A 12,440-nucleotide genomic window follows, 5' to 3' on the forward strand; every position below is an offset into this window, starting at 1 on the left:
GGTGCCGCCCGGAGCCAGAGCCTCCGGACGACACCGCGCGACACTCCCCTCCCCCCTGAGCGCCTCCCTGTGATCTTCGGTGAACGACCGCGGTTACGCGCCTACGGGTTGATGTTGATCTTGAAGGTGGAGGTGGTGTTCCTGATGTCCTGGGCGTTGTCGCTGAGCCTCAGGTTGTTGAAGGTCACCTCACCCACCGCAGGCCCCTGGCCCGTCTCCGGCATCTCGTTCGCCCACAGTCCGAAGCCGGACTTGGCGTCATAGGCGTCCCCGCTCTTGCGGGCTCCGGAGATCGAGACGTCGGTGAAGACCGTGTCCTTGATCGGGAACTGTGGCTGTCCTCCCACGTAGTTCGTCTGGAACATGACGCCGCTGTACGTCGGATCGACGATGTCGACGTCGCTGACCCGGATGCCCTGGAACACCTTCGACGCCGAGAACACCCAGATGCCCGGGAAGGTCTGCCCGCCCCAGAAGTGCCCGCCGGCCCGCACGATCGAGATGTTCTCGAACCTGGTCGGATCGGTGCCGAAGCCGTTCATCGGATAGCCGAAGTCCAGCGAGCTGATCGTGATCCCGGCGTACACCAGCGTGTCCGCGATGTGGATGTTGCGGAAGGTGTTGTTGTACCCGCCGTAGACGGCGACACCGGCGGCACGCCAGGTCAGGATCGAGGTCAGATTCTCGTAGACGTTGTTCTTCATGTCCGCGCCGCCGGCGTCGATCGCCGAGAACAGCGCGAAGCTGTCGTCACCCGTGGCCCGCGCCTCGTTGTTGGTCACGAGGTTGTCCGTGCTGCCGTTGGTCATGTTGATGCCGTCGGCGAACATATTGCGGATGCGCGAGTTCTTGATGGTCACGTTGTCGGTGTTGGCGCCCCAGTAGAGGCACACCATGTGCTCGTTCCAGACGTTGTCGATCACGATGTCGGAGACATTCGAGAAGTCGAACACCTTCCCCGGGCCGTCGATGCGCGAGGTGTAGTTGCCGAAATACGCGAAGTTCGCGAACGAGGAACCCTTGGCCGTGTTCTCGGCCCGGAAGCCGATGTCGGTGTTGTCCTGCGTCGTCGGCGCGTGGAACCGGGTGTACCAGGGCCCGGCGCCCACCACCTTGACGGCCTTGCCGTAGACCTGGAACTTGCTGGCCGTCTGGTAGTCACCAGCCGGCAGGTATACGCCGACCAGCTTCCCGGTGGTGTCCATCCGCACCTTGTCCAGGGCGTTCTGCACGTCCTGTTGGGTGAAGCCGGCCGGCACCGTGTAGGTCGCCGGGTCCGGGTTGGCGACCTGACCGACCTGCTCCAGGTTCACGAAGTCGATCGCGTACTTGGAGGTGTTGGCCGAGTCCTTCTGCAGCTTGATCTTGCTGCCCGCCGGGACGGTCTCGCCCAGCGTGATGTTCGCCTCGTCGTAGATGTGGCGCGGCGAGCCGGCTCCCGGCGCATTGCCGGGGCCCGCCTCCGCGCCATACAGCCAGGCGTACTTGGACGTGAGGTCGATCGCCTTGCGGAAGGTGCCGTTGACGTAGACGTTGAGCGTGGCATCGGTGCCTCCGCCGCCCGCCGAGTCCGGGATGGAGAACCGGGTCACCAGGGTGTTCGTGCTCGCCTTGGTGGTGAACTCCACGTAGTTCCCGGTGTCGTTGAGGGTGACGGCCTTGCGGCCCGACGCCTCACCCGCGATGTCGCCCACGGTCCGGTTGGGCCCAACGACCTGGGCACCGCCACCGGCGTTGCCCTCCTCGGCCTCGTACATGTCGAACGGCATGTTGGCGCCGCGGCCGATGAAGAACGGCTGGGTGCTGCTGTTGTTCTCCCGCTTGACCGGCAGTTCGTTGGCGTCGTCCGCGATCACCACCTTGACGGTGTACGTGCCGTTGGCGGCCGTCCAACTGCCGAGACCCACCGGCGCCGTGGTGGCGCCGGGCGCGACGACTCCGCTGTGGGCTCCGGTGAACGTGCGTACAGCGGCCCCCTTGGAGTCGACGAGCGTGAGCGTCACACCGTGGCTGCCGGCCGCGGACGCCTGGGTGCCCAGGTTCTTGATCGCCACGGAGAAGGTGACGTTGTCCCCGTCCCCCGGGGCGCTGGGCGACCAGCTCACCGGGGAGGCGACCAGGTCGGAGCTGGCGACGGGCTTCACGACCAGCGGGCTGCCGCTCGTGTAGGTGTTGTTGCTGTCGTTCTGCTCGATGACCGTGTTCGCCTCGTCGACGACCGCGCTGAGCGGGTACGTACCCGCGTCCCGCGGTCCGATGGCGGCTGTCACGCTCGTCGAGGCGCCGGCGGCCAGGGCCGGCACGGCGGCCGTACCCACCTTGGAGCCGCCGAGCTTGAAGTTGACGCCGGTCGCCGGTGCGGCGGCCGGTCCGCTGTTGCGGACAGTGGCGGTCAGCTTGACGTCGTCCGACTCCACTGGGGAGGCCGGGGACGCGGTCAGGCCGGTGATCTCCAGATCCGGGTTGGGCGCCGGGACACCCAGCACCTGGAACTCCGCGATCTGCCCTGCCGTGGCGCCGGAGTTCGCGGTGAACTTCAGCTGGACGTCGGCGACCCGCCCGGTGACCGGGACGGTGACCGCGTTGCCGGACGCCGGGTCGAACGTGTAGTCCTTCGCCGCCGCCAGGCTGGTGAAGGAGGTCGCGCTCTGCTCACGGCCGAGCACCTCGATGCGCTGGGTCCTGGTGGACCAGCCGCTGTCGGGGTTGATTCTGAGCACCACCGAGCCGACGTCGGCGTTGGCGCCGAGCTTGACCGTCAGGGTGTTCGGATAGCTGTCCGCGGCCCCCTCCCAGTAGGTGGTCGGCTTGTTGTCGTTGGCGTTCTCCGCGACGAAGGTGTGGATCACGGACGACGCGCTGATCGGCTTGTTGACGGCGAGGTTGGAGCCCTCCTCACCGGACCCGTTGCGGGTGACGGTGTTGCTGTTGCCGGACTGGTTGCCCGCCGCGTCCTTGGCCCGCACGAAGTACGACACCGTGGCATTCACCGGCTGGGTGTCCGTGAACGTCGTCACGTCACCCGCCACGCTCTTGCGCAGCGCGTTGTTGGCGTACACGTCGTAGCCGCTCACGCCGGTGTTGTCCGACGAGGCCTGCCAGTTGAGTTTCAGCTGACCGGCGGCCGGCTCGCTGAGGGTCAGGTTGGCGGGGGCGGTGGGTGCCTGGGTGTCGCCCGTGTCTCCCTTGCGGGTGACGGTGTCGCTGTTGCCGGACTGGTTGCCCGCCGCGTCCTTGGCCCGCACGAAGTACGACACCGTGGCATTCACCGGCTGGGTGTCCGTGAGCGTCGTGACATTGCCCGCGACGCTGGTGAGCAGGGCGTTGTTGGCGTAGACGTCGTAGCCGGTGACGGCGGTGTTGTCCGTCGACGCCTTCCAGGTCAGCTTGATTTGGCCGGTGGCCGGTTCGGTGAGCGCCAGGTCCTGGGGGGTGCTGGGCGCCTGGCTGTCACCGGTCGTCGGACCGTAGATCTCCAGCTCGGAGAGTTGCCCCGCGGGCTGGCCGGTGTTGGCCGTGATCAGCACCCGCACATGGCGGGTCGTCGCCGGGTCGAAGGTGATCGTCGCCGACCGGCTGTTGGCCGCGCTGAACTCGTACCCCTTGGACGCCGTCAGATCCGTGAAGTCCGAGCCGTTGGCGCTGCCCTGGAGCTTCAGGGTCTGGGTCCGGGTGCTCCAGCCGTCCGGTAGCCGCAGCACCACACGGTCGACCCGGACGGAGGCCCCGAGGTCGGCCTGGATCCACTGCGGCAGAGCGTTGTTCCTGCTCTCCCAGTAGCTGGACCGGTTACCGTCGTTGGCCCGGTCCGCGGCGTACACCTCGGTGTGGCTGCTCGCCGTCAGCTGCTTGCCCTGGGCGAGGTTGTCGGAGCTCTCGCCCGGCGCGCGCACTTCCAGTTCGGACAACTGGGCTGCCGACCAGCCCGTGTTGGCCGTGATGTTCACCCGCACGAAGCGGGCCTGGGCGGCCGGGAAGGCGATGGTCACGACGTTGCCCTCGCCCGGACTGAAGGTGTACGCGGCGGAGGTGACCAGCGTCGTGAAGCTGGTGCCGTCGGCGCTGCCCTGTACGGACAGGGTCTGGCGGCGGCTCTCCCACGCCGCGGGGAGTTTCAGGACGACCTCGTCGACGCGGGTGGCGGCGCCGAGGTCGGCCTGGGCCCATTGCGGAAGGCTGCTGCCGGCGCTCTGCCAGTACGTCCCCTGGCTGCCGTCGGTCAGGTTGGGTGCGCCGTATCCCGTGTCGGCGCTGCTCGATGCCGCTGTCCTGCCCGCGGCGAGGTTGGGACCGCCGGCCGCCGTAGCGGTCGTCGACGGCCAGCCGATCAGTAACAGGCTTGTGGTGACGAGCGCCGCCAGTGCGCGGCTTCTCCAGCGTTGGCTTCTCATTGGTCCCCGATCTTCGGCCCGGCGCACGAGGCAGCGAGGCGCGGCTCTGTGTGAGTGCTCAGCGAATAAGCGTTTCTGCACGGCAGAACGGAGTCTTTTGCGTTTTGCGGTAGGAGAGTTGCAGAGTTTTGCCAATGCGTCTACAGATTCGACAGCGCTTCACGCTTCGGGAAGGCTCGGTTCCGGTGCCACCCGTGCCCCGAGCTGCGGTACCTACAAGGCTTGCGAGCGACATTGCAAACGCACCGCAAATGCCGCAAGCGGCTTGCGTGGACCGGCCGCACACGACGATCGCCGGGCCGGCTGTTTCCAGGCCGGCCCGGCGATCGAGGACTGCGCGCTATCGGGAAGTCGCGTCGCCCCACTGCGCCCGCGCCCCGTCGAGCGCCGAGCGGTACGCCGCGCAACCGGCCTCGTACACGGCGCGCGACGCCTCGCGCGGCTCCACCGTGTGGAACAACTGCGCCTTCGTCTCCGGCGGTTCACCGAGGAAGCGACGCGCCACCCGCACCGCGCCGAGCGCCCCCACCTCGCTCTCCTGCGGGATGCGCACCGGGCGGCCCAGGATGTCGGCGAACAGCTGGGCCCACGGCCCCGACCGGGTCCCGCCGCCGCAGGCCGCCAGGGTCCCGGTGAGACCGGCGGTCTCCAGACAGTGGCGGGCGGCGTAGCCGATGGCCTCGCACATCGCGCGTACCGCGTCGGCGCGAGTGTGGGCCAGGTTGAGTCCGTCGAGGCGGCCCCGGGCCGCCGGGTCGACGAAGGGCGCGCGCTCCCCCGCGTCGGACAGGAAGGGCAGCGCGGTGACGCCGTGCGCGCCCGGCGGGCTGTCGGCGAGCAGTTGATCGAGGTCAGCCGTGGTCGTACCGGTGAGGGTCAGCACCCATTCGAGGGCGGCGGTGCCGACCATGGCGGGCATGGAGCGCAGCCAACGGCCGGGATCGGGGGTGCACAGCCACATCCCGGCCGGTTCGGCGGAGGGGTCGCCGCGTACCTCGTCGGTGAGGACCTGGCAGGCCAGGGTGGTGCCGACGATCAGCAGCCCGTCGCCCACCTCGCGTACGCCGCTGCCCACGGCGCAGGCCGGCAGGTCGTAGGGGCCGGCGGTGAGCGGGAGCCCTTCGGGCAGGCCGAGGAGTCCCGCGCCGATGGCGTCGAGCGGCAGCAGGGCGCCGGGCTCGGCGGGGGCCGGCAGCAGATGGGCGAGGTCCTCGATCCCGCAGGCGGCGAGTGCCTCGCGCGAGTACGTACGGCTCACCGGGTCGAGGAAGGGCAGGGTCGCGTCGGAGGCGTCCACACTGACCCGGCCGGTGAGGCGCTGCGCGACCGCGTCCACGCAGTAGCCCGCGGTGACCGCGCGCCGCAGAGTCTGTGGTTCGTGTTCCTGGAGGTGGGCGAGGAGCGGCGCGTGGCAGCCGGGGAACATGCCGGAGCCGGTGTGCCCGTACACCTGCTGGATGGTGCCGTCGCGCAGCCAGTCCGCTACACGGTCGGAGGCCCGGCCGTCCATCCAGGAGATGGCGGGGCGGACCGCGCGGCCGTCCGCGTCGCGCAGCCACAGGCCGTCGCCCTGGCCGGTCAGGGCCAGCGCGACGGGTGGTTCGGACAGTGCGGCCGTGGTCTCCCGTACGACCTCCGCGACCGTGCGGACGACGTCGTCGATGTCCTGCTCGACGCGGCTGCCGGACAGCCGGTCCAGCCGGCTACGGCGGGCGGCCGAGGCGAGCGGGGTCCCTTCGCTGTCGAAGGCGACGGCCTTGGTTACGGAGGTGCCGATGTCGACGCCGATGATCACGCTCATGGCCGTGAGGCCTCCTGGACCTCGGGGTTGGCGGGGTGTGCGAGCTTCTCTCCGCGTACGAAGCGGCCCGCCTCCGCGGCGGTGATGGCGGCGGCGCGGTGCGCGGTCTGCTGGGTGGCGCCGGCCAGGTGCGGTGCGGTGACCACGTTCGGGGCCTGGTGCAACGGCCAGTCGGCGGGCGGCGGTTCGATGTCGTACACGTCGAGGGCGAGCGCTCCGAGACGGCCGCTGCGCAGCAGTTCGGGCAGCGGGGCGTAGTCGAGGAGGCCGCCGCGGGCGGAGTTGACCAGCACCGCGCCCTTGGGGAGCAGCGCCAGTTTCTCCGCGTCGATGAGGTGGTGGGTCTCGGGGGTGAGGCGGGCGTGCAGACTCACCACGCTGCTGCGGCGCAGGAGTTCGTCGAGAGCGACCGGCTCCACCCCGTCGGCGCGGGCGGCCTCGGCGTCGGTGTAGGGGTCGGCGACCAGGACGTGGGAGCCGAAGGCGCGCAGTACGCGGGCGACGATGCGGCCGATGGCCCCGTAGCCGACGAGCCCTACGGTGGCGCCGTCGAGTTCGATGCCGCCCTCCTCGTAGGCGTAGAAGTCACCGCGCCACTTGCCGCGCTTGAGCTCGGCGTCGGCGGTGGTGATGCGCCGCATCCCGGTGAGCATGAGGCCGATGGCGAACTCGGCGGCGGCCGGGGCGTTGCGGCCCGGCGCGAAGGAGACGGCGACGCCGTGCCGGGTGGCGGCGGCGAGGTCGACATTGACCGGGCCGCCCCGGGAGACGGCGACCATGCGCAGGTCCGGGCAGGCAGCGAAGACCTTCTCGGTGAAGGGCGCCATCTGGGTCACGCAGATCTCGGCGCCGTCCAGCGCCGCGATGATCTCGTCCTGCGTACCGCTCGCCTCGTGGACGTCGCCGACCGGACCGAATGGCTCGTGCGGCCAGGGCAGGGTGAGTTCGGTGATCTCGGGGGCGGTGCCGAGCTCCTCGCGCACGGCTGCGCGCAGGAGATCGGGGCGGACGAAGTGATCGCCGGCGGCGAGGATGCGCATGGAGCGGGGCCCTTCTTCGGGTCGCACGGCACTGCGCGGGGGCGTCACCGCAGCACCACTATCACTGGCGCTGATAGATTTAACATCATTGTTTTGAAGAATCAATGAGAGTCGATCGGGCGGAGAGAGTTTTGATGGCATCCCGGCTGCTGCTGGTCCGGCACGGCGAGACCCAATGGCACGCGGAGAACCGGTACGCGGGCGTCTCCGACGTGCCGCTGACCGTGAAGGGGCTCCGGCAGGCCGACGGGCTCGCGGCCTGGGCGGAGCAGCGTGGCGTGGACGCGGTGGCCTGCTCCCCGGTGAGCCGGGCCCGGCTCACCGCCGCGCCCGCGGCCCGCGCCCTGGGCATGGAGCCCGAGGTCCTGGAGGCGCTGCGCGAGGTCGACTTCGGCTGGGGTGAGGGCCGTACCGTCGCGGAGATGTCCGCCGAGGACCCCGAGGCCGTACGGCGCTTTCGCACGGACGCGGAGAGCGGCGCCTTCCCCGGTTCGGAGCCGCCGTCCGCCGCGGCGGCCCGCGCTTCGGCGGCGCTGCGCGGTCTGGCGGAGGTTCACCCGGGTGCCACGGTCCTGGTGGTGGCGCACAACACCCTGCTGCGCATCGCGCTGTGCGCGCTGCTCGGCATTCCCGTGGGCCGCTACCGGCTGGTGTTCCCCCGGCTGGACAACGTGGCCGTGACCGAGATCGAGGTGGCCGGCGACCACACCGCCCTGCGCTCCCTCAACGTCCCCACCTGGGCGTCCGCCCAGGGTGGTGCGCGAAACTTGGGCGCATGACGACGAACGGCGCGCAGGCCCGCAGGCAGATCATCACCGAGCATGTCCTGGAGCACGGGACGGCGACCGGCGCCGAGCTCGCGGAGCTCACCGGGGTGAGCCTGATGACGGTGCACCGGGACCTGGACGAACTGGCCAGGCGGGGGGTGCTGCGCCGCTTCCGGGGCGGGGTCTCCGCCCTGCCGTCGACCGTCTTCGAGTCCAATCTCGACTACCGGCTGGGGGTCAACACCGTCGAGAAGGAGGCGATCGCGAAGGCCGCGGCCGACCTGGTCGAGCCGGGCATGTCGGTGATGCTGGACGACTCCACGACCGCGCTCGCGCTGGCCCGGCTGCTGGTCGACCAGGCGCCGCTGACGGTGGTGACCAATGCTCGACGGGTCATGGACCTGTTCGTCGGCCGGGACGGCATCCGGCTCATCTCGCTGGGCGGCGAGTACTCGCAGCCCCACGACTCCTTCCTCGGCGTCCCCTGTCTGGAGGCCATCGAGGCCCTCTCGGTGGACATGGTGCTGGTCTCGACCTCGGCGATGGACGCCCGCATGACGTATCACCAGGAGCAGGACGTGGTGCTGGTCAAACGGGCGATGCTGGCGTCCGGCACCCGCAAGGTGCTGCTGATGGACCGCACCAAGACGGCCAGGACGGCGCTCCACCGGCTCGGCCCGGTCGAGGACTTCGACCACCTGGTGGTGGACGACCGGGTGGGCGGGGAACTGCTCGCGGCACTCAAGGAGCGCACGGATGTCCGAGTGGCGGCCACCGGCTGACAACAAGATTTCTTAAACTCTGGCGTGTTAATTCCACAGAGACCATGATGCGTTCTCGTCGCGGCTGTACGTCCGCGGGCCCATGGCACCTCACTGTGGAGGCACGAGCAATGAGCAGCACCGCCGCACCCGCCGCGCGCACGGGAATGGGGATAGGGACGGGAACGGGGACGGTCTGGGACCGTCTGGGCATTCCCCGACCGCTCCTCTTCGGTTTCATCGGCGTCCTGATCTTCATGATCGGCGACGGGGTCGAGTCCGGCTTCATCGCGCCGTTCATCGAGGGCAACGGCGCCGGGAGCGAGGTCCGAGCGAGCTATGTGATCACGGCGTACGGCGTCACGGTCATGATCGCGTCCTGGCTGTCGGGCGCGCTGTCCGAACTGTGGGGACCGCGTCGGGTGATGCAGATCGGCCTCGCCGTCTGGATCGTCTTCGACATCCTGTTCCTCACCCTGGGCGCCGCCCAGGACAACTACACCCTCATGCTGCTCTTCTACGGCCTGCGCGGCTTCGGCTACCCCCTCTTCGCCTTTTCCTTCCTCGTATGGGTCACCGCGACCGCACCGGTGGCCAGGCTCGGTGCGGCGGTCGGCTGGTTCTACTTCGCCTTCACCGGGGGGCTGCCCACCCTCGGCTCCCTCACCGCCTCCGTCACGAACCCGCTGTTCGGCAAGTTCGGCACGCTCTGGGTCGCCCTGGCCCTGATCGCGATCGGCGGCGCCTTCTGTCTGCTGGGCGTGCGTGAACGCACCGGGTACGCACGGCTCGCACCGCCCGGCGTCAAGCCGGTCCAGTCCCTGACCCGCAGCCTGTCCATCGCCTGGACCAACCCGAAGGTCGCGATCGGCTGCGTCGTACGGATCATCAATACCGCCCCGCAGTTCGGCCTGTGGGTGATCCTCCCGGCCTTCTTCACCGACGAGATGGGCTTCACCGACGGCGACTGGCTGCGGCTGCTGTCGATCATGTTCGCGACCAATATCTTCTTCAACCTGCTCTTCGGTGTGGTCAGCGACCGGATCGGCTGGCGGACGACCATCGGCTGGTTCGGTGCGGTCGGCTGCGCGGTGAGCGTGCTCGCCCTGTACTTCGTGCCCAAGCTGATGACCGACAACTACTGGGTGGCTGTCGGCGTCGGCATGATCTACGGCGCCACGCTCGCGGGGTTCGTCCCGATCTCCGCGCTGATGCCGTCGCTGGCCCCCGAGAACAAGGGCGGCGCGATGGCGCTGCTCAACCTGGGCGCGGGCGGCGCGGCCTTCGTCGGGCCCGCCATCGTGTCCGTCTTCCTCGGCCCGCTGGGCCGGGACGGCGTCGTCATCATCTTCGCCGGTCTGTATGTCCTCGCCGCCGTGCTCACGCTCTTCCTGAAGCTGCCACGGGCGTCGGAGGAAGCCATCGAGCAGGGCAAGTCGCTCCACGAGGCTGCCGAACCGCTCACCGTCCGCACCACCTGACCGCCCCGGAACCATCCGTACGCGAAAGGACCCGTCCCGCGCATGAGCACCACCGCCGACGTACCCCGCTCCCCCGTCCCCGTCGTGGCCGGCATCGATGTGGCCACCGCCGCGGTGAGAGTGGTGTGCGCCGACGCCCGCGGGCGGGTTCTCGCTCAGGGCCGGGCGCCGCTCCCCCAGCCGGTGCGCGGCGCCGGTGGCCACAGCGAGCAGGACGCCCGTGCCTGGTGGCCCGCCGCCGCCACGGCGCTGCGCCAGGCCACCGCGGAACTGCCGGGCGGCGGCCGGGAGGTGGTGGCGGTCGCCGTCTCCGCCACCTCCGGCACCCTGGTGGTGACGGACACGGACGGTGAGCCCGTGGGGCCGGCGCTGATGTACGACGACCGGCGGGCCGCCGACCTCAACGCCAAGGCGCAGGAGCTCGGCGCGCGGCGGTGGCGGGCGCTGGGCCTGACGGTCGGGCCGACCGCCGCGCTGGGCAAGCTCGTCCTGTGCGCGTCCCGTGCTCTGCCCGGTCGGCTCGTCCTGCACACCCCGGATCTGCTCGGCCTGCGGCTCACCGGACACCCGGTCGCCACCGACTGGAGCCACGCGCTGAAGACCGGCTACGACCCGCTCGCGGGTGAGTGGGCCACCGAGGTCTTCGACGCCTTCGATGTCCCCGGGCGCCTGCTCCCCGCCGTGCAGGCGCCCGGGACGAAGGTCGGCACGGTGTCGGCGGCGGCCTCGGCCGAGACCGGTCTGCCCGTCGGCTGCCGGGTCCGTCTCGGCATGACGGACGGGTGCGCGGGCCAGATCGCGACCGGGGCGGTGCGGCCGGGCCAGTTCGTCGGCGTGCTGGGCACGACGTACGTCCTCAAGGGCGTCACCCGCGAGCTGGTCACCGACCCGGCCGGCGCCCTCTACAGCCATCGCCACCCCGACGGCTGGTGGCTGCCGGGCGGCGCGTCCAACACCGGCGGCGAGGCGCTCGCCGACATCGATCCGGCGCGTCTGCCCGGCCTGGACGCGGCGGCCGACGCGCGCGGTCCGGCCTCGTACCTGAACTACCCGCTGCGTCGCGAGGGCGAGCGGTTCCCCTTCGTCCGTGGTGACGCGCGCGGCTTCGTCGTCGGCGCACCGCGGGACGAGGCCGACGAGCACCGGGCCGCGCTGGAGGGCGTGGCCTTCCTGGAGCGCCTGGCGCTGGAGCGCGTACAGGCGCTCGGCGTCGAAGTGACGGGCCCCCTGCACGCGGCGGGTGGCGGCAGCCGCAGCGCCCTGTGGACCCGTATCCGCGCCACCGTCCTCGGCCGGCAGCTGCGCGTCGCCGAACGGGCCGAGACGGCGTTCGGCGCGGCCCTGCTGGCAGCGGCCGGCACCCTGCACGCCGACCTGTCCGCGAGCGCTGCCGCGATGACGAGCCCAGGACGCGTGGTCGACCCGGTGGAAGGGGAACGGGCGGCGCTGGACGAGTCGTACGGGCGGTTCGTCGCGCGGCTGCGCGCACGGGGCTGGCTGGACGACTGGGACGCGTGATCCGGAGCTCCGGGATCCGGGGAGAACTAGGCCCTGATCCGACCTACTGGGGATCTAGCGTGGTCACTCCACTGAGGTTCTCACCCGAAGGCGGCAGCCATGTCCGACCGGCCGACTCCCCAGATCATCCGTTTCGAGGACGCCGCCGCGCTGGAGGCCTGGCTGGCCGGCCACTACGGGGTGCGGTGCGGCATCTGGGTGAAGATCGCCAAAAAGAATTCGGGTGTCACCTCGGTGACCTGTCCCGAGGCACTGGACATCGCCCTGTGCCACGGCTGGATCGATGGTCAGCGCAAGGCCTGCGACGAGACGTACTACCTGCAGAAATTCACGCCCCGGCGTGCGAGGAGCCTCTGGTCGCAGGTGAACGTCCGCAAGGCCGAGGGGCTGGTGGCCGCCGGCCGTATGCGGGAGCCCGGCTTCGCCGAGATCCTCGCCGCCAAGGCGGACGGCCGCTGGGACACCGCGTACGAGTCGCAGCGCGACTCCACCACTCCCCCCGATCTCGCGGCCGCGCTGGAGGGGAACCAGGCGGCCCGGGACACCTTCGAGCGGCTCGGCAAGACGGAGAAGTACACGGTGATCCTGCGCCTGCTGACGGCACGGACTCCGGGCGCCAGGACCGCGCGGCTCCAGCGAATGATCACCCTGATGGAGGCTGGACAGCGGGCCCGATAGCGC

Annotated in this window: 8 protein-coding genes; 5 read left to right on the plus strand and 3 right to left on the minus strand. The window is 70.4% G+C overall.

Translation table 11 applies throughout. The features are described 5' to 3' along the window. Positions 1–101 precede the first annotated feature (101 nt). The 3 genes from ACLLJJ_RS02570 to ACLLJJ_RS02580 form a co-directional block, all read right to left on the minus strand. Positions 102–4,391 carry a discoidin domain-containing protein gene (locus tag ACLLJJ_RS02570; protein ID WP_434587610.1) on the minus strand — a complete coding sequence of 1,430 codons (4,290 nt, stop codon included), beginning with the start codon at positions 4,389–4,391 and terminating at the stop codon, positions 102–104. A gap of 340 nt (positions 4,392–4,731) precedes the next feature. Next, the gene (locus tag ACLLJJ_RS02575) at positions 4,732–6,192 is read right to left on the minus strand and encodes an FGGY family carbohydrate kinase (protein ID WP_434587611.1); all 1,461 of its coding nucleotides are present in this window, start codon (positions 6,190–6,192) and stop codon (positions 4,732–4,734) included. Next, positions 6,189–7,232 (minus strand): 2-hydroxyacid dehydrogenase, encoded by a 1,044-nt coding sequence (locus tag ACLLJJ_RS02580; RefSeq protein ID WP_434587612.1) that lies wholly within the window; start codon positions 7,230–7,232, stop codon positions 6,189–6,191. Before ACLLJJ_RS02580 ends, ACLLJJ_RS02575 begins: the two co-directional genes overlap by 4 nt. A gap of 134 nt (positions 7,233–7,366) precedes the next feature. On the opposite strand from ACLLJJ_RS02580, the gene ACLLJJ_RS02585 reads away from it, so the two are divergent. From ACLLJJ_RS02585 to ACLLJJ_RS02605, 5 genes are all read left to right on the plus strand, one after another. Then, positions 7,367–8,011: a histidine phosphatase family protein gene (locus ACLLJJ_RS02585; RefSeq protein ID WP_434587613.1), complete on the plus strand. Its 645-nt coding sequence runs from the start codon at positions 7,367–7,369 to the stop codon at positions 8,009–8,011. Beyond that, positions 8,008–8,781 (plus strand): DeoR/GlpR family DNA-binding transcription regulator, encoded by a 774-nt coding sequence (locus ACLLJJ_RS02590; RefSeq protein ID WP_434587614.1) that lies wholly within the window; start codon positions 8,008–8,010, stop codon positions 8,779–8,781. The genes ACLLJJ_RS02585 and ACLLJJ_RS02590 overlap by 4 nt, the downstream gene beginning before the upstream one ends. 146 nt (positions 8,782–8,927) lie before the next feature. Continuing rightward, on the plus strand, positions 8,928–10,241 hold the full coding sequence (locus ACLLJJ_RS02595) for an MFS transporter (RefSeq protein ID WP_434600278.1): 1,314 nt from the start codon (positions 8,928–8,930) through the stop codon (positions 10,239–10,241). Between the two features lie 42 nt (positions 10,242–10,283). Beyond that, the gene (locus tag ACLLJJ_RS02600; RefSeq protein ID WP_434587615.1) at positions 10,284–11,759 is read left to right on the plus strand and encodes an FGGY-family carbohydrate kinase; all 1,476 of its coding nucleotides are present in this window, start codon (positions 10,284–10,286) and stop codon (positions 11,757–11,759) included. Between the two features lie 99 nt (positions 11,760–11,858). Further along, positions 11,859–12,437 carry a YdeI/OmpD-associated family protein gene (locus ACLLJJ_RS02605; protein ID WP_434587616.1) on the plus strand — a complete coding sequence of 193 codons (579 nt, stop codon included), beginning with the start codon at positions 11,859–11,861 and terminating at the stop codon, positions 12,435–12,437. Positions 12,438–12,440 lie beyond the last annotated feature (3 nt).

Source organism: Streptomyces sp. A5-4 (assembly GCF_051131715.1).
Taxonomy (GTDB): Bacteria; Actinomycetota; Actinomycetes; order Streptomycetales; family Streptomycetaceae; genus Streptomyces.